The following is a 17,123-nucleotide window of genomic DNA, read 5'->3' as shown; positions in this document are numbered from 1 at the left end:
GGGCGGGGTTCCAATGAATGTGCGGTGATCGAGCTTCACAGGGGAATCATGAACAGCACGTTCAGCTCTCGGCCCGGTCTGTTGCGCGGTCGGCGGCTGGTGCTCGCCTGGGTGGCGTTCGGCGTGGTCGGCGCGCTCGCGGCGGTGACGCTGTTCGTGGTGAACGGACAGTCCGCCGATGCTCGTGGAATGCGTACGGCGCGGGTGATCTCCGACAATTCGACGATGCCGGGATTCGCCGGTGCACTGCCCGAGTCGGCGAATCCGGTCGGGAACGCTGCGCCGCCGGTCGCCGCCGCGCCCTTGGCCGGGGTGGCACCGGCCGGGATGCCGGTGGTGTCGAACCGCCCGGTGCAGGCGCTGGCCGACCATCCGCTCTTCGCACAGCATGCGGGCCTCGGCAGGGTCGATTGCAAATTGCCCGCCTGGCGCGACGATCCGGAGGCGGCACGGGCGTTCTATCGGGCCGCGATCGCCTGCCTCGACGCATCCTGGGAACCGACACTGCGCGGCGCCGGACTGCCGTTCCATCCGCCGCGGCTACTCGCCCCCACGGAGTCCCGTGAGGTCACCAGTCAGTGTGTGCAGCGGCTGCGCAATGGCCCGACGACCTTCTACTGCGCCCTCGACGAAACGCTGGTGCTGCCGTACGACGCGATGCGCCCGCTGGCCAGCGGCTCCCGCCGCGGCGCCCAATTGGCCGTACTCAGCACCGAATACGGACACCACGTGCAGAACCTGATCGGCGTCATGCAGGCCTACACCGAAAAGCGTTCGACCCTCGGCAAGGACAGCTCCGCGGGCCAGGAACAGAGCCGTCGCATGGAACTGCAGGCGCGCTGCTTCTCCGGCATGTTCCTCGGCACCAACTTCGGCCGCGCCGATATCGACGAACAAACCTGGAACGAGGCATCCCATACCGTCCGCAGCACCGGCGAGACCGGCAATCCGCGCATGCAGGGCACCGAGGAAAACGTGTGGGGCTGGTGGAAATGGGGCTCCGACAAGGGCGACACCTGGGAGTGCAACACCTGGTACAGCTCCCCGGCCCACGTCGAATAGCCGCGCTGCCGAGCGGCGGAGAAGCTACTGCGCTACGTGGCGATCCTCGGTCAGTACCTCGAGCACGGCCGCGGTATCCAGATAGAACGGCCGGATCTCGGTGATCAGGCCGTCTCGGAAGGTCATCAGCTGCATGACCGAGGTCTCCAGTGTCCGGCCGGTGGCGCGGGCCAGCAGTCGGCCGCGGTTGTAGATGACCACCGTCTCGCCGTCGACCACGAACCGCTGCTCGATGAATTCCAACGAGCCCCAGGTCCGGCTCATGGCCGCCATGAATTTCTCGATGCCATCGGGGCCGTGCCATTCGCCGCCATAGGGCAGGTGCTCGGCCTGGTACATGACGACATCGGGATCCAGGCAGGCGGCCATGGCAGCGAAGTTCGCGCCCTCGGTGATGTAGGCGGCTTCGGCGGCGAAGAACTGCCGCAGTGCGGCAAGGGTTGTGGTCACCGGCAAATCATGGCCGCCGGGCGCGAGCTCTTCTGGCGGAAATCGGACGGCTCGGTGGACTCGCATATCTTGGGGGTGCCGCGGCTGTGGATTGTCGGTGGGGCTCCCTAGACTCTTGCACGTGACCCCCGCGACTACTGATCAGCGTTCCAGTGCCCCAAAGGCGACGGGTACAGCCGTGCCAGTCGGTGAGCAGCCGACGTTGTTGCTGTTGGATGGGCATTCGGTTGCCTATCGCGCATTCTTCGCATTGCCCGCGGAGAACTTCAAGACGGTCACCGGGCAGACCACGAATGCGGTGTACGGATTCACCGCCATGCTGATCAACCTGTTGCGGGACGAGAAGCCGACGCATATCGCGGCGGCTTTCGATGTCAGTCGCAAGACTTTTCGTACCGAGGCGTATCCGGAGTACAAGGCGGGGCGCAATGCCACGCCCGATGAGTTCCGCGGTCAGGTCGAACTCACCAAGGATGTGCTCGGGGCCATGGGCATCCCGGTGATGGCGATCGACGGCTTCGAGGCCGACGATCTGATCGCCACCATCGCGACCCAGGCCGTGACCGAGGGGTTCCGTGTCTTGATCGTCTCCGGTGACCGCGATGCCATCCAGCTGGTCAGCGATGAGGTGACCCTGCTCTACCCGCGCAAGGGCGTCTCCGATCTCACCCGGTTCACTCCCGATGAGGTGATGGCCAAATATCAGCTCACCCCGGCTCAGTACCCGGACTACGCGGCCCTGCGCGGCGACCCCAGCGATAACCTGCCCGGCATTCCGGGCGTCGGAGAGAAGACCGCCGCCAAGTGGATTCGCGAATACGGCGATCTCGCCACCCTCGTCGACAAGGTGGACGAGGTGAAGGGCAAGGTCGGCGACGCACTGCGCGCCAATCTCAGCAGCGTGGTGCTCAACCGCCAGCTCACCGAGATGGTCCGCGACGTCCCGCTGCCCTACACCCCCGAACAACTGGCCCAGCAGCCGTGGGATCGCAATAAGATCCACCAGCTCTTCGACGATCTGGAGTTCCGGGTACTGCGCGACCGGCTCTTCGAAACCCTCGCCCCGCCGGAGCCCGAGGCCGAATCCGGCTTCGAGATCAGCGGCGGCGCGCTCGAAGTCGGCGCGGTCGCCGCCTGGCTGGTCGAGCATGCGAAAGCCGGTGTCCGCCATGGCATTTCGGTCGTCGGCAGCAGTACGCCGGGCAATGGTGACGCGCGCGCGCTCGCCATCGCCGCCGCGGACGGTGAAAGTGGCTATATCGATGTCGCCGTGCTGACGCCGGAAGACGAAGCCGCGCTCGGCAGTTGGCTCGCCGATGCCGCCGTGCCGAAGGCGCTGCACGAGGCCAAGGCCGCGATGCACGCGCTGCGCGGACGCGGCTGGACCCTGGCCGGCCTCACCAGCGATACCGCGCTGGCCGCCTACCTGGTCCGCCCGGGCCAGCGCAGCTTCAATCTCGACGATCTGTCACTGCGCTACCTGCACCGCGAGCTGCGCGCCGAGACCGATGAAACCCCGCAGCTGTCCCTGCTCGACGATGCCGACACCGTCGACGCCGAGGCGGCGCAGACCGAAATGCTGCGCGCCAGGGCGGTGCTCGACCTCGCCGACGCGCTCGACGGCGAACTGCGCCAGATCGAATCCAGCGCGCTGCTCGACGATATGGAACTGCCACTGCTCGGTGTCCTCGCCGAACTCGAGAATGCGGGTATCGCGGTCGATATCGACCAGCTCGAGACTTTGCAGCGGCAATTCGCCGATAAGGTCAGCGATGCGGCCAACGCCGCCTATGGGGTGATCGGCAAGCAGATCAACCTCGGCTCGCCCAAGCAACTGCAGGTGGTGCTCTTCGACGAGCTCGATATGCCGAAGACCAAGCGCACCAAGACCGGCTACACCACCGACGCCGACGCGCTGGAATCGCTGTTCGAGAAGACCGAGCATCCATTCCTGCGGCATCTGCTCGAACACCGCGATGCCACCCGGCTCAAGGTCACTGTCGACGGTCTGCTCAAATCCATCGCCGACGACGGTCGCATCCACACCACCTTCAACCAGACCATCGCCGCGACGGGACGACTGTCCTCGACCGAGCCGAATCTGCAGAACATCCCGATCCGCACCGACACCGGCCGCCAGATCCGCGACACCTTCGTCGTCGGCTCCGGCTACCAGTCGCTGATGACCGCGGACTACAGCCAGATCGAAATGCGCATCATGGCCCACCTCTCCGGCGACGAGGGCCTGATCGAGGCGTTCAATTCCGGTGAGGATCTGCACACCTTTGTCGCGTCCAAGGCGTTCGACATTCCGCTGTCCGAGGTCAATCCCGAGATGCGCCGGCGCATCAAGGCGATGTCCTACGGTCTGGCCTATGGTCTGAGCTCCTACGGCCTGTCCACCCAGCTGAAGATCAGCACGCAGGAGGCCAAGGAGCAGATGGACGTCTACTTCGACCGCTTCGGCGGCATCCGCGACTACCTCTACGAGGTCGTCGAACAGGCCCGCAAGGTCGGCTACACCGAAACCCTCTTCGGCCGCCGCCGCTACCTGCCCGATCTGGATTCCAGCAACCGCCAGCGCCGTGAGGCCGCCGAACGCATGGCCCTCAACGCGCCCATCCAGGGCACCGCCGCCGACATCATCAAGGTGGCGATGATCAACGTGCACAAAGCGATTCGGGAGGCGGGCCTGCGCTCGCGGATGCTGCTGCAGATCCACGACGAGTTGGTCTTCGAGGTCGCCGAGGGGGAGAAGGATACCCTGGAGGCACTGGCCCGCGAACAGATGTCCTCGGCGATCACGCTGTCGGTCCCATTGGACGTGTCCGTCGGTACCGGCCGCAGCTGGGACGCCGCCGCCCACTGAGTGCGGTTGTGCGGCACACCGGGCATGCGGGTGTGCCGCACCCGTTTCACCATCGAACGGTCATCGCTCCCGTCGCACCAGCTTCGCCGAGCCCGCACCGAGGTCGATCTGGTCGCGCGGCGGCGCACCATCGGACTTGTCCTCTTTGTGCATCAGTGTCGTCTGCCGCTGCTCGAACTCGTAGTGCTTGGAGCCCTGGAAGACCGCTGTCACTTGCTCGAATCCGGTCGCGGCGACCGGCGTGTGCTTGCGGTGGCGGAACCACGGCAGGATCCGGCTTCCGGTGAGCCGATTCCACAGCACCTCGACGAAGGCGAGGCCGATCAGCAGGATTGCCAAGCCCGGGATGGTCATGGCGACAAGGGCACCCATGTGACCGAAGGTACCTTCGCTGCGGCGGACTGCCATTCTTCCGTCCGACGATGCCTCTGAGCTGCGCGAACGATACTGGCGAGTAGGCACGATGGGGTACCAAATGTGGTTGCTATTGCGTCAATATGGACATATTCTGGTCCGCGTGCCGAATCCCGCCGACCGCCACAGCGCAGCGCTGAATGTCGCAGACCGCGACAGCGTCGTGCTAATTCCGCTTACCGCGATGGTGGCAGCCCGGCGACTTCTCGTAGTAACCCGCCGTAGCGGGGTCTGATTCGGACCGGCCCCCTCGCTGCGGGCTACTGATTACTTACTGCTGGTCCCCTCTGTCAATTGAGAAGACAATCCTCGGGAAGACCTACGCGCAATGACCATGCTGACTCTCGACACCGACACGTTCATCGCCGCCGCGCCCAAGGCGCTGCGCGCCGAATGCGCCGATCTGACGCCGGCGCAGTTCCACGACCGCTATTGCGAACTCACCGGCCCGATCCGGGTCGGTGACTGGTCGCCCGCGGGCAAGCGGAGCGCCGAGTTCACCGCGACCCTCGAATTCGCCGACCACCTGCGCACGGTGATCGCCACCGGTAGTCCGGTCGCGGCGATGACCTCGGCCCTCTACGACGAGGGCTATCCGGTCGAAATCCTGCAATTCCACCAGCGCCGCACGGAGTCGGGCACCGCGACCTTCGTGCAGTGCGAATGCAACGGCAGGCGGGGCTGGGGCGCGGCCCTGGCCGACGACGGCGCCGAATCCACCGTCCGCGCCATGATTGCGGGCGTGAACCAGCTGGGCGCCTGAGAGCGGACACGGAGCCCAAAACACAACGGGCCGTTCACATTCCACAAGAATGTGAACGGCCCGTCGGCTCGGTTGTCCGAGCCGGAAGTTATTTCTCGGCCTGCTGCTCCGCGAGCTGCTTGCGCACCTCGTCCATATCCAGCGCCTTCACCTGGGTGACCAGATCCTCCAACGCGGCGGGCGGCAATGCGCCCGGCTGCGCGAAGACCAGCACGCCCTCACGGAACGCCATGATGGTCGGGATGGACTGGATATTGGCGGCGGCGGCCAGCCCCTGCTCGGCCTCGGTGTCGACCTTGCCGTGCACGACATCCGGATGCTTGTCCGAGGAGGCCTCGAACGTCGGTGCGAAGCTCTTGCACGGACCGCACCAGTCGGCCCAGAAATCGACCAGTACCACGTCGTTTCCGGTGACTATCTCATCGAAATTCTGCTGGTTCAGCGTCTGGGTGGCCATGACGTCCTCTCGTGTCGTATGTCGCCAGCTGTAACGCCCGGCGCTGTGCTTATCTTCCCCGGGCGACCGGCCACTCACGCCGCTGATCGCCATCCCAACGGCGTATACCCACCACGGTCGCCTTGAAATCACGGTCCCTGGCGACCGCGTGGATCGCCTCGCCGAGATGGTGCGTCGGCACCCGCCTGGCCAGTGTGACATGGGGCGTCCACTCGTCTGGCTGCAGATTCGCCGGAACCCCTGGACACGGCGACACCGCGTTGAAAATGCGTCGCTGCAGTGCGAGCAGCGGCTCCGAGGGCACCACCAGCCGCACCAGGATCGGATGGCGCGCACCGAAGACGAGCAGCCCGCCCAGTCGCACCGGAATCGGCCGGAAGGTCAGCTGCTCGAGCGCGTGATCGATACGCGGCCAGATCTGCCTGGCCACCGCGACGGTGATGTGCGGCCGGTTGGTCTCGGTTTGCTTCCCGGCCAAACTCGGGATGCCGGCATCCGCGAGCAACTGCCACTGCCGCCGGATCTCCGCATCGGCCGCGTCGTCCAACAGCAATTCGACCGACTGCACCATGTTCACGAGAGGTTAGCCGTCCTCGCGGCGCTGTGCGCGGCGAAACGCGCACAGCCTCGGCCCCAGATGTCGGTGTATGGACCAGGTCGCGGGAAGATGACCCGGTGAACGCTGCGAGGGAATGTGACACGTCGCCCATGCGACTCGGCCTCATCGAAGGCGATGGCATCGGCCCCGAGGTGGTCGAGGCGACTCGCGTCGTGGTCGACGAAGCGCTCACCGCGGCGGGCGCGGCCGCCGTCGAATGGGTTCCCCTGCTGATGGGGCACCGTGCCATCGAGGAATTCGGTGAGCCGCTGCCGGAGCAGACTCTCGCGGCTCTCGACGAACTCGATGCCTGGATTATCGGCCCGCACGACAATGCCTCCTACCCGGCCGAGCACCGGATCGCTCCCGGTGGGGTCATCCGCAAACGCTTCGGTCTCTACGCCAATATCCGCCCCGCCCGCGCCTTCGCTGGAATCAAGGCGAGCGCCCCTGATATCGACCTGGTGATCGTCCGCGAGAACAGCGAGGGCTTCTACGCCGACCGCAATATGTTCGCCGGATCCGGTGAGTTCCGGCCGACCTCCGATATCGCGATGGCGGTCGGCGTGATCACTCGGCAGGCCTGCGAGCGGATCGCGCACGAGGCCTTCCGGCTCGCGGCGGGGCGGCGCAAGCGGGTGACCATCGTGCACAAGGCCAATGTGCTGCCCATGACCATGGGTCTGTTCCGCGACGTCTGCTATGACGTCGCACACGCCTATCCCGCCGTCGAGGTCGACGACGAGCATGTCGACGCGACCGCAGCGCATCTGGTCCGGGCCGCCCGCGACTACGACGTGCTGGTGACCGAGAACCTCTTCGGCGATATCCTTTCCGATCTGGCGGGGGAGTTGAGCGGATCGCTCGGCACGGCCGCATCGCTGAACTGCTCGGCGACCAAGGCGATGGCCCAGGCGGTACACGGCGCCGCACCGACCCTGGCCGGACACAACCGCGCAAATCCCGCAGCGCTACAACTCTCGGCCGCAATGTTGTTGCACTGGCTGGGAATTCGCGATAGCAACCGCGCACTGGTGGGCGCCGGTGAACGCATCGAGCGCGCCGTCGCGGCCAGCTTCGCCGCCGGAATCGCCACCGCCGACCTGGGCGGTCTCGCCTCGACCAGCGAATTCACCGAGCAGGTCCGCGCCCGCGTGCATCGCCGCTGACACCGGTCACGCGGCCGGCTCCCGCCGGGGCTTCAGGAGCCGTTGCGGCCGAGGACTTCTCGGAGGATGACGGTTGCGATCACCGAGAGCACTGCCACGACGCCGAGTTCGATGCACCACGGTCAGTCCGCCGGAGACGTCGGTCGAGAACAGGAAGGCGGCGATGGACGCGGTGTGCCCGAGCCCCTGACTCGGCCGCCGCGGTCGAGGCGGCTCTCAGGCGCTGGTGACCGCGGCGATATGGGCCCGGATGCCGGCGGCCTTGTCCTCGGTGAAGACGCCGCTGCCGAGTAGATCGAGAATGGACAGCACGCCGCCGCGCGAACCCCAGCTGCCCTCCTCGATGACTCGGAAGTTGATCCACCAAGTGGGGGACGGGGTTCGGACCCCGGTCGCTTCCGTGAGCGCGGCGAGGATGCGTTCGATCACGTCCTTGCGGACCTCTCGGGTCCAGTCGCCGTCCATGACGGCGATATCGATCACCATCACGTCCGGACGCGGATCCTGGTCGGCGAGCAGCACGCCACCGATGGCCATGCTGTCGATGTCGCGCTCGGTGAAGTGGACTTGGAATCCGATACGAGCGGCGGGCGCGAACCGGCCGACTTCGGGCACGAGCACGGCATCGGTGAGCGTCTCGGCAAGCTGTCGGCGCTGGTCCTGGGTAAAGCGGCCCCTCGCGCTGTGCACGGTGATGACGGTCATTGATAGCTCCTCTATAACGATCGTTATAGAGAGACGATACGTCACCCTATAACAACTGTCATAGGGTGCTGTCGGTGCGGTTTCAGGACTGCGGCGTCATGCGCTGCGAGGCAGTTGCGTGCGATGGTCTGCGACGCCGAGGCGAAGCACCGTCTCGAGGCGCGACGGCGGTGCGGCGCGGCGATGGATGTTGCGGCGATGGCGCGGCTGCGATGGTCGAACTTGGATGCTGCGATACAGGAGAGGTCGAGTCGGCTCTCCTGGTTGTCGTCGTCGATGCCGTCGCGGCGGATCGTATTCGGTTCGGTCGCAAGATGATCGGCATCAGCGACCGTGGCGGTCGTGAGGCAACCCAGCGATTCCGACACGGCGGCATCAGTGACGCGTCTTTCGGCACCGGCGGCGTCGACCGCATGCAGGGGCGGGTTCGCCGGAGGTTCGCCTTCCCGGGCCAATCGCGGCGCTGCGGCGAGCGGTAGTTCACGCGGGGAACCTGTCTGGAATGCTCGGCGGCATCAGCGTGCGCACTGTGTTGGAAGACACTGCTGTCGCCACCCGGGCCGAGCAATCGGCTAGCGAACGAGAGGGTAGGGTGTTCCGGCGGCGAATCGGCACTTGGGCGGCAGTGAGTTCGCAACGACTTCGTGTCGCACTTTCACTACTGTCCAGCACGAAACGGCTCGATCGCTTAGATTGCCAAACGGGTGGTGACACCCGGGTTTCTCGAATCCGAAATGTGGAGGGCTGCTGTGTCTGTTCGATCGGTTCTTGGCAGGCGCGCCCTGCAAGCAATGTGTGTGCTCGCCGGTGGTGCCCTGGTACTGACGGGCTGTAGTAACTCCGAAGACAACTCGCCCGCGGTCGCGAAGGTTTCCGGTATCGAGAAGGTCGATACGGCCGCCGCCCTGCTCCCGGACAAGATCAAGCAGTCGGGCAAGCTCGTCGTCGGAGTCAATATCCCCTATCAGCCCAATGAGTACAAGGACCCGAGCGGCAAAATCGTCGGCTTCGATGTCGATCTGATGGACGCCGTCGCCGCCACCCTCGGCCTCAAGGCCGAATACCTCGAATCCTCCTTCGAGAAGATCATTCCCGCGATCCAGGCGGGCACCTACGACGTCGGCATGTCTTCCATCACCGACTCCAAGGAACGCGAACAGAGCGTCGACTTCACCACCTACTTCAACGCGGGCAGCCAGTGGGCGCAGCAGGCGGGTAAGCCGGTCGACCCGGACAACGCCTGCGGTAAGCGGGTCGCGGTACAGGCCACCACGGTTCAGGACACCGATGAGATCCCGGCCCGCAGCAAGAAGTGCGAGGCGGAGGGCAAGCCCGCCATCGATAAGAAGCCGTTCGACGAGCAGAGCGCGGCAACCAATGCCCTGGTGCTCGGCCAGGTCGACGCGATGTCGGCGGATTCGCCGGTGACCGCGTACGCCATCAAGAAGAGCGACGGCAAGATCGAGGCGGCCGGTAAGGTCTTCGACTCCGCGCCCTACGGCTGGGCCATCCCCAAGGGTTCGGCGCTCGGCAAGGCGCTGCAGGCCGCCGTCCAGCACCTGATCGACAACGGTAAGTACCTGGAGATCACCAAGAACTGGGGTGTGCAGGAAGGCGCGATCACCAAGTCGGTCATCAACGGCGCCGAGAGCTGATCGATGTCCACACCCGAGACCACGTCGGCGCCCGGCGACAACACCGGGCCCGGCGGGCCGATCGACTCGGCAGAACCGGAGCCGATCAAGGCCGTTCCACTGCGCAGGCCGGGCCGATGGATCGCCGCGGCGATCATCCTCGCCCTGCTCGGGCTCTTCATCTATGGCGCGGCCACCAACCCCGCGTACGGATGGGGGACCTATCGAAAGTACTTGTTCGACAGCCGGATCGCCTCCGGCGCGGTCGTCACCCTGGAGCTGACCGTGCTGGCGATGGCGATCGCCGTCGTGCTGGGGACACTGCTCGCGGTGATGCGCCTGTCCCCGAATCCGGTGCTGCGCTCGGTGGCCTGGGTATATCTCTGGATCTTCCGCGGCACACCGGTTTTCGTGCAGTTGGTGTTCTGGGGTCTGTTCCCGTCGCTGTACAAATCGATCCAGCTCGGTGTGCCGTTCGGGCCCGAGTTCGTGCGGATCGATGTGCAGGGATTGCAGGCCGCGTTCACCTTCGCGGTGATCGGCCTCGGTCTGAACGAGGCCGCGTACATGGCCGAAATCGTCCGTGCCGGAATCAATTCCGTCGGGGAGGGGCAACGTGAGGCCTCGACGGCGCTGGGCATGTCGTGGTCGCAGACCATGCGCAGGACCGTCTTACCGCAGGCGATGCGGGTGATCATCCCGCCGACCGGCAATGAGCTCATCGGCATGCTGAAGACCACCTCGCTGGTGACCGCGATTCCATTGAGCACCGACCTGTACGGCCGCGCCCGCGATATCTACGGCGTGAACTTCCAGCCGATTCCGCTGCTCTTGGTCACCGCCACTTGGTATCTCGCGGTCACCAGTGTGCTGATGATCGGGCAGTACTACCTGGAGCGCTATTACTCGCGGGGCGCCTCTCGGCAGCTGACCGCCAAGCAGCTGCAGGAACTTGCCGATGCGCAGACGATTGTGAAGGCGAAATGAGCGCGAGTCCGGATAAGAACGATGCGACTCCGATGATCGTCGCGGATCGGGTGTGCAAGAACTTCGGCGCGCTGCAGGTGCTCAAGGGTATTTCGCTCGAGGTGGGGCGCGGCGAAGTGCTGTGCCTGATCGGACCGTCGGGTTCGGGTAAATCGACCTTCCTGCGCTGCATCAACCACCTCGAGCAGGTGAACGCTGGTCGGCTCTACGTCGACGGCGATCTCATCGGCTATCGCGAAAAGGGCGGCAAGCTCTACGAAATGCACCCGCGCGACGCGGCCAAGCAGCGTCGCGATATCGGCATGGTGTTCCAGCACTTCAACCTGTTCCCGCACCGGACGGCGCTGGAGAACATCATCGAGGCGCCGATGCAGGTGAAGGGCATTCCCAAGGTGGACGCCGTGGCCCGCGCACATGAACTGTTGGACCGAGTCGGCATGGGGGACAAGGCGAATGCCTTTCCGGCCCAGCTCTCCGGCGGCCAGCAGCAGCGCGTCGCCATCGCCCGCGCGCTGGCCATGGATCCGAAGCTGATGCTCTTCGACGAGCCGACCTCGGCGCTGGATCCGGAGTTGGTCGGTGAGGTGCTCGGGGTCATGCGCGAACTCGCCGCCGACGGTATGACGATGGTGGTCGTCACCCACGAGATGGGTTTCGCCCGGGAGGTCGCCGACCAGCTGGTGTTCATGGACGGCGGTGTCGTCGTGGAGGCGGGCGATCCGCGTGCGGTCCTGGCCGAGCCGAAACATGAACGCACCAAGGCGTTCTTGTCGCGGCTGCTCTGATTCAGCGGCTGCCCAAACCGATACGGAGCTGTCCGAGTAGGACTTTCGCGGCCGGGCTGCCGGGGCGATCCCGCCGCCACGCCAGCGCGAGCTGTCCGTGCAGCTCCGGCTCGATGATCGGCCGTACCCGCACCCCGAATGCGTCGGCCTCCGCTGCCGTCAGCGCGGGCACCACCGCGATGCCGAGGCCGCGGGCGGCCAGCCGTAGCAGCAGCGGGGGAGCGGCGGCTTCGAAGGCGATATCGGGCTCGAATCCTGCTGCGGCACAGGCGCGATCGAATACACCCCGGATTCCGGTGCCGCGCGGCAGACAGATCAGTGGGTGATCGCGGAGTTCGGTGAGCGCGATCACGGCGTGGCCCTTCCCATCCGCTGCGCTACTCGGCCCGTCCGCCGCGACCACCGGTGTATCGAGCACCACGTCGACACCGATATCGGCACCGAGCTCCGCGCCGGACAACCCGATCAAGGCGATATCCAGCTCACCACTGCGCACCGCGGCCAGCATGCGTTCAGAGGTGTCCTCGGTCAGGCTGATGCCGACCTGCGGATGGTCGTCATGAAAATCCGCCAGCACCGCGGCGATATCGAAATCCGCACTCGCGGCGCCGGAGATGCAGCCGACGCGGACGTGCCCGCGCAGCAGTCCGGTGAATTCGTCGACCGTCGCGGTGATCCGCTCGGACGCCGCGAGGGCGGCCCTGGCATGTGTCAGCACCGCCGCGCCCACCTCGGTCGGCGTTACCGCACGGCTGCCGCGATCCAGAAGCTGTTGTCCCAGTTCACGTTCCAGTTGACGGATCTGTGCGCTGAGCCCGGGCTGGGCCAGGTGCAGCCGAGCCGCGGCGCGGGTGAAGTTGGCCTCCTCGACCACGGTGACGAAGTAGCGGAGCTGGCGCAGTTCCATAACTGCTGATTATAGATGTGAGCACAACTATCTGTTGTACTTCTGATCAGAAGGCGGGCATCGTCTAGGGCATGGGAAACACCGCAGATCAGATCATCGATATCGACACCTTCACCGGCCCGCTCTTCCGCCCCGGTGACACCGGATACGACGCGGAGATCGCTGGCTTCCAGGCCGCGTACACCCATCGCCCCGCGCTGGTGGTCGGCGCGGTGCACGCCGAGGATGTGCGCAGCGCGGTGGAATACGCGGCGCGCAACGGACTTCCGGTGGCGGTCCAGGCCACCGGGCACGGACTCTCGGTCGCGGCCGACGGCGGCGTACTGATCAGCACCCGCAGAATGACCGATATCCGGATCGACCCGCAGACCCGGACCGCCCGAATCGGCGCGGGAGTGCGTGCCGGTGCGCTGGTCGAGGCGGCCGCGCAGTACGGGCTGGCGCCGCTGAACGGGTCCTCGCCATCGGTCGGCGTGGTCGGCTACAGCCTGGGCGGCGGATTGGGCCTGCTGGCAAGGCAATTCGGTTACGCCGCCGAACATGTGCGCGTCATCGAACTCGTCACCGCGGACGGTCGGGTGCGTACGCTGACACCCGGCGACGAACTCTTCGGCGCGGTGCTCGGCAGCGGCGGCAACTTCGGTGTGGTGACCGCGCTGGATCTGGCGCTCGTGCCGGTCACCACCGTGTACGGCGGCCAGTTGGCCTTCGACACTCCGTTGGTCGAACACGCCCTGGCAGTGTGGAAGGACTGGACCACAACGCTTCCCGATGAACTGACCTCGACGGTCACCGTCATGACCTTCCCGCCCATCCCGCAGATTCCGGAACCGCTGCGCGGGCGCTACGTCGCCTCGATCCGAATCGCCTACAACGGATCCGCCGAGGATGGGGAGCGACTGGTGGCCCCGCTGCGTGCGGTCGGGGAGCGGCTGAAGGACGACCTGCGGGTCATGCCGTACACCGAATCGCACACCATCCACAGCGATCCCGATCATCCGCACGCCTACGCCGCCACCAATGCGCTGCTGGGTCAGTTGACCGGAGAAACGTTGTCGGCCTTGCTCGCGGCCACCGGACCCGAATCGCCGATCCAGGCGGTCGTCGATATCCGGCACCTCGGCGGAGCGCTACGCCGCAGCGGCCCCACGGGCATCGCCGTGGACAATCGCGACGCCCAGTACATCGTCCGCGTCATCACGATGCCCGGACCGGATGCGGGCGACGAGGCGCCGGAGGATCACGCGGTGGTTCGCGCGGCGCTCGCGCCGTGGACAATCGGCCACAGTCTGAACTTCCTCTACGGCGCGGGTGCCGCCGCCGACGACGCGCAGACTCGGGGTGGCTATGCGCCGGATACCTATGCGCGACTGTCCGCGCTGAAGGCGAAGTACGACCCGCGCAACATGTTCCGCTACAACCGCAACATCAAGCCCGCGAATTGACGCGCGAGCCGTTTCGGCGGCTGCGCCAACCGAAGCCCCGCACGGGTCGAATCCGTGCGGGGCTTCGTCATTGCCGTGAACGCACGAAAGCGGGAGTGTGCGACATCAGCTTCGGGTGCTATCTTCGTGATATCACTTTGATACTCGGAGGATGTCATGAAGCTTCGGTCGGCATTCCACGTCAACGGCTTTCTCGTGCTGGTGTCCTGGTTTGTGCTCACGCTGTTGATCGGTGGCGGTGCCATCGTCGGCTATGCCGCGGCGGCGAACCATGACAATGTGCCCGCCCTGGTCGGCGCGATCGTCGCGACCGTCATCGCGGTGGTGCTCCTGCTGCTGGCGACCGGGCTCACCGTAGTGAATCCCAACGAGGCCAAGGTCGTTCAGTTCTTCGGCCGCTATATCGGCTCGCTCAGCGAACCTGGCTTCTTCTCCGTGGTGCCGCTGACGGACCGCCGCAGCATCTCGCTGAAGGTGCGCAACTTCGAGACGCAGAAGCTCAAGGTCAACGATGCCGACGGCAACCCGGTGGAGATCGCCGCCGTCGTGGTCTACCGGGTGGTCGACAGCTTCAAGGCCGCGTTCTCGGTCGACGACTACACGGAGTACGTGGAGACCCAGTCCGAGGCGGCGGTGCGGCATCTGGCGACCACCCACCCCTACGACGCGCACGACAAGGACACCACCAGCCTGCGTGACGGCACCGAAGTGGCCGAGGAATTGACCATCGAACTGCGCGAGCGCACCGATTTGGCGGGCATCGAGGTCATCGAGGCCAGGATCACCCACCTCGCCTACGCGCCGGAGATCGCCCAGGCCATGCTCGTGCGTCAGCAGGCGGCGCAGGTGGTCGCCGCGCGCACCCGCATTGTCGAGGGTGCGGTCGGCATGGTCGGTCTGGCGCTGGACCGGCTCGCCGAACAGGGCGTGGTCGAACTCGACGAGGAACGCAAGGCCGCCATGGTCTCCAACCTGCTGGTCGTCCTGTGCGGTGACCGAGCCACCCAGCCCGTCGTCAATACCGGCTCGCTCTACGCCTGAGTCGCCCATGGCCGAGCGCAAGAAGATCCTGCTACGCCTCGACCCGTCGATTCACGAGGCCATCGCCCAGTGGGCCGCCGACGACCTGCGCAGTATCAACGCCCAAATCGAATACGCGTTGCGCCTGGCCTTGAAACAGGCGGGTCGCGGCCCGAGAACGAAGCCGGTCGAGGACTAGCCGGGGTCGCGAAATGTGCTCTGCCGCAACGGTGCCGAATACCGACGGGTGTTCGGCACCGTCGGTATTCGCATCCGGCGATCTCAGTGCGTGAGCTCGCCGAGCAGTTCCAGGCTGTCGGCGTACAGCGCATGTTGCGCAGCGCGGTCATAGGACGCCTTCGATGACTGCTTTGCGGTGCGGCCGGCGAAGTACTGACCGGTCACCTCGGCGAGTGTCGGATCGGTGACGAGTCGGGCCAGATCGGCGCCCGAGCGGCGCGGCGTATTCACACCGGGCAGTAGCAGCAGACCCCGGGCGACCGTGCGCCACAACAGTTGTGCGGCCGCCCCGGCATCCCTGGCGAGTCCGGTGCCCGGCATCAGTCCCGGATCGAACGCATTCACCGTGATACCGCGCCCCGCGAGCTGCCTGGCCAATTCGTAGGTGGTCTGCAGGTTGGCCAATTTCGAGGTGCTGTAGCGGCGGCGGCCGTCGCGCTGCGCGGATTCGGTCGGTTCGGGCGGATAGGCGAGTCGGCGAGCGTTGGTTTCCAGTGGATGCGGCATGCCGGTGAACTGATCCGGATCATGCGTGCCCGAGGTGACGAAAACGATGCGGGCGGGGGCGAGCAGGTCGTCCAACAGCGCTTGGACCAGTGCGAGGTGTCCGAGATGGTTGACGCCGAAGGTCGCTTCGACGCCGTCCGTGGTGTAGCTGCGCCGGGTGAACTGGAGTCCGGCATTGCACACCAGAGCGCGCAACGGCGGCAGCCCGTCCCCGCGTAATTCGTCGGCGAAATGTGCCACGGAGGTGAGTTCGCCGAGGTCGAGCGCCATTCCGCGCGCGCCGATGGTGACGGCTTCGGCGCGCGCCCGGTCGGTGTCGCGCCCGGTGACGACGACTGTCCACCGCGGATCGGCGGCGAGCGCCCTGGCGCATTCGCGGCCGAGCCCGCTTGTGCCGCCGGTGATCACGACAGTTCTGTCACTTGTTGTCATATGGCAGAGTCTGCCACATGGCAGCCTGTGCGACAATACTTGAATGTCACTGCGGGATCGGAAGAAGGAGCGGACCAGGCGGGCGATCGCCGATGCCGCGCTGCGGTTGTTCGTCGAACACGGCTACGACGCCGTGACGGTGGCGGATATCGCCGCCGAGGCCGACGTCGGGACGCGCACCCTGCACCGCTACTACCCGAGCAAAGACGAACTGCTCTTCGCCGAGGACGACGAGCATCGCGCCGAGCTGGCGCGGCTGCTGGCCGACCGCCCCGCCGATGAATCTCCGGAGCAGACCATGGCCGCGGTCATCGGTCCGCTGGTCGAACGCTTCGTCGATCGCCTCGCCGACGCCCGGGCACGCGATGCGCTGATCGCGGCCACCCCGGCTCTGCAGGCGCGCGAACTCGCCAAGCGAAACGCGGTGGAATCCCTGCTCGCCGAACACCTCGCGCGCCGGATGGGCGTCCAGGTAGGCACCGATGTGCGGCCGCTGCTGTGGGCCAAGGTCGGCATGGCCTGTTTCTTCGCGGGCTACGAAATCTGGCTGCACACCGGCGGTGACCTGGGATCGCACATCAGCGACGCCCGTGCCGCACTGCTCGCCGAATTCCGTTCGACCACCATCTGATTCGGGCGCTTCCGAACCGTGGAAATCGCCGGCGGGCGCCGCACGCCG

19 protein-coding genes are annotated in these 17,123 nt (G+C 66.1%); 11 read left to right on the top strand and 8 right to left on the bottom strand.

Annotated elements, in window-relative coordinates:
- Window positions 1-48: 48 nt before the first annotated feature.
- Entirely contained in the window at window positions 49-1,062 is a 1,014-nt protein-coding gene (locus ACQP2D_RS30650; protein WP_433679403.1) for a neutral zinc metallopeptidase, read from the top strand.
- 24 nt (window positions 1,063-1,086) lie between these two features.
- Here the strand turns inward: ACQP2D_RS30650 and ACQP2D_RS30645 are convergent, their stop codons facing one another.
- A complete protein-coding gene (locus ACQP2D_RS30645) occupies window positions 1,087-1,512 on the bottom strand; it encodes a nuclear transport factor 2 family protein (protein WP_433679402.1) in 426 nt (141 codons plus the stop codon).
- Between the two features lie 121 nt (window positions 1,513-1,633).
- Here ACQP2D_RS30645 and polA point away from each other — a divergent pair, with 121 nt between their 5' ends.
- A complete protein-coding gene (gene polA / locus ACQP2D_RS30640; protein WP_433679401.1) occupies window positions 1,634-4,381 on the top strand; it encodes a DNA polymerase I in 2,748 nt (915 codons plus the stop codon).
- A gap of 60 nt (window positions 4,382-4,441) precedes the next feature.
- Here polA and ACQP2D_RS30635 read toward each other — a convergent pair whose 3' ends face one another.
- Window positions 4,442-4,753: a DUF6191 domain-containing protein gene (locus ACQP2D_RS30635; protein ID WP_433679400.1), complete on the bottom strand. Its 312-nt coding sequence runs from the start codon at window positions 4,751-4,753 to the stop codon at window positions 4,442-4,444.
- A 370-nt stretch (window positions 4,754-5,123) separates the two neighbouring features.
- On the opposite strand from ACQP2D_RS30635, the gene ACQP2D_RS30630 reads away from it, so the two are divergent.
- On the top strand, window positions 5,124-5,558 hold the full coding sequence (locus tag ACQP2D_RS30630; RefSeq protein ID WP_433679399.1) for a 2-keto-3-deoxygluconate kinase: 435 nt from the start codon (window positions 5,124-5,126) through the stop codon (window positions 5,556-5,558).
- Window positions 5,559-5,646: 88 nt separating this feature from the next.
- Here the strand turns inward: ACQP2D_RS30630 and trxA are convergent, their stop codons facing one another.
- Together trxA and ACQP2D_RS30620 are read right to left on the bottom strand one after the other, a co-directional pair.
- Window positions 5,647-6,015, bottom strand: a complete 369-nt coding sequence (trxA, locus tag ACQP2D_RS30625) for a thioredoxin (RefSeq protein WP_433679398.1) — start codon at window positions 6,013-6,015, stop codon at window positions 5,647-5,649.
- Window positions 6,016-6,064: 49 nt separating this feature from the next.
- Entirely contained in the window at window positions 6,065-6,586 is a 522-nt protein-coding gene (locus ACQP2D_RS30620) for a 2'-5' RNA ligase family protein (RefSeq protein WP_433679397.1), read from the bottom strand.
- A 137-nt stretch (window positions 6,587-6,723) separates the two neighbouring features.
- On the opposite strand from ACQP2D_RS30620, the gene ACQP2D_RS30615 reads away from it, so the two are divergent.
- The gene (locus ACQP2D_RS30615) at window positions 6,724-7,782 is read left to right on the top strand and encodes an isocitrate/isopropylmalate dehydrogenase family protein (RefSeq protein WP_433679395.1); all 1,059 of its coding nucleotides are present in this window, start codon (window positions 6,724-6,726) and stop codon (window positions 7,780-7,782) included.
- A 216-nt stretch (window positions 7,783-7,998) separates the two neighbouring features.
- Here the strand turns inward: ACQP2D_RS30615 and ACQP2D_RS30610 are convergent, their stop codons facing one another.
- Both ACQP2D_RS30610 and ACQP2D_RS30605 read right to left on the bottom strand, forming a co-directional pair.
- The gene (locus ACQP2D_RS30610; RefSeq protein ID WP_433679394.1) at window positions 7,999-8,487 is read right to left on the bottom strand and encodes a tautomerase family protein; all 489 of its coding nucleotides are present in this window, start codon (window positions 8,485-8,487) and stop codon (window positions 7,999-8,001) included.
- 41 nt (window positions 8,488-8,528) lie between these two features.
- Window positions 8,529-8,855 carry an IclR family transcriptional regulator domain-containing protein gene (locus tag ACQP2D_RS30605; RefSeq protein ID WP_433679393.1) on the bottom strand — a complete coding sequence of 109 codons (327 nt, stop codon included), beginning with the start codon at window positions 8,853-8,855 and terminating at the stop codon, window positions 8,529-8,531.
- 423 nt (window positions 8,856-9,278) lie between these two features.
- On the opposite strand from ACQP2D_RS30605, the gene ACQP2D_RS30600 reads away from it, so the two are divergent.
- From ACQP2D_RS30600 to ACQP2D_RS30590, 3 genes are read left to right on the top strand one after another with little or no spacing between them, the layout of a single operon-like run.
- A complete protein-coding gene (locus ACQP2D_RS30600) occupies window positions 9,279-10,142 on the top strand; it encodes an ABC transporter substrate-binding protein (protein ID WP_433685807.1) in 864 nt (287 codons plus the stop codon).
- Between the two features lie 3 nt (window positions 10,143-10,145).
- Window positions 10,146-11,108 (top strand): amino acid ABC transporter permease, encoded by a 963-nt coding sequence (locus tag ACQP2D_RS30595; RefSeq protein WP_433679392.1) that lies wholly within the window; start codon window positions 10,146-10,148, stop codon window positions 11,106-11,108.
- A gap of 32 nt (window positions 11,109-11,140) precedes the next feature.
- Window positions 11,141-11,893: an amino acid ABC transporter ATP-binding protein gene (locus ACQP2D_RS30590; protein ID WP_433685806.1), complete on the top strand. Its 753-nt coding sequence runs from the start codon at window positions 11,141-11,143 to the stop codon at window positions 11,891-11,893.
- 1 nt (window position 11,894) lies between these two features.
- Here ACQP2D_RS30590 and ACQP2D_RS30585 read toward each other — a convergent pair whose 3' ends face one another.
- Window positions 11,895-12,800, bottom strand: coding sequence for a LysR family transcriptional regulator (locus ACQP2D_RS30585; RefSeq protein ID WP_433679391.1), 906 nt, complete (start codon window positions 12,798-12,800; stop codon window positions 11,895-11,897).
- A gap of 71 nt (window positions 12,801-12,871) precedes the next feature.
- Between ACQP2D_RS30585 and ACQP2D_RS30580 the strand changes: the two genes are divergently transcribed.
- From ACQP2D_RS30580 to ACQP2D_RS30570, 3 genes are all read left to right on the top strand, one after another.
- Window positions 12,872-14,245, top strand: a complete 1,374-nt coding sequence (locus ACQP2D_RS30580; RefSeq protein WP_433679390.1) for an FAD-binding oxidoreductase — start codon at window positions 12,872-12,874, stop codon at window positions 14,243-14,245.
- 156 nt (window positions 14,246-14,401) lie between these two features.
- Window positions 14,402-15,286, top strand: coding sequence for an SPFH domain-containing protein (locus tag ACQP2D_RS30575; RefSeq protein ID WP_433679389.1), 885 nt, complete (start codon window positions 14,402-14,404; stop codon window positions 15,284-15,286).
- A gap of 7 nt (window positions 15,287-15,293) precedes the next feature.
- Window positions 15,294-15,464 (top strand): toxin-antitoxin system HicB family antitoxin, encoded by a 171-nt coding sequence (locus tag ACQP2D_RS30570; protein WP_433679388.1) that lies wholly within the window; start codon window positions 15,294-15,296, stop codon window positions 15,462-15,464.
- An 83-nt stretch (window positions 15,465-15,547) separates the two neighbouring features.
- On the opposite strand, the gene ACQP2D_RS30565 is transcribed toward ACQP2D_RS30570, so the two are convergent.
- Window positions 15,548-16,444, bottom strand: a complete 897-nt coding sequence (locus ACQP2D_RS30565) for an SDR family NAD(P)-dependent oxidoreductase (RefSeq protein WP_433679387.1) — start codon at window positions 16,442-16,444, stop codon at window positions 15,548-15,550.
- 43 nt (window positions 16,445-16,487) lie between these two features.
- Here ACQP2D_RS30565 and ACQP2D_RS30560 point away from each other — a divergent pair, with 43 nt between their 5' ends.
- Window positions 16,488-17,075: a TetR/AcrR family transcriptional regulator gene (locus tag ACQP2D_RS30560; RefSeq protein ID WP_433679386.1), complete on the top strand. Its 588-nt coding sequence runs from the start codon at window positions 16,488-16,490 to the stop codon at window positions 17,073-17,075.
- The last annotated feature ends 48 nt before the right edge of the window (window positions 17,076-17,123 follow it).

This window comes from Nocardia sp. CA-119907 (assembly GCF_050955995.1).
Taxonomy (GTDB): Bacteria; Actinomycetota; Actinomycetes; order Mycobacteriales; family Mycobacteriaceae; genus Nocardia.
Note: the sequence above shows the minus strand (reverse complement) of the source record. Positions and strands in the feature narration are given on the sequence as shown.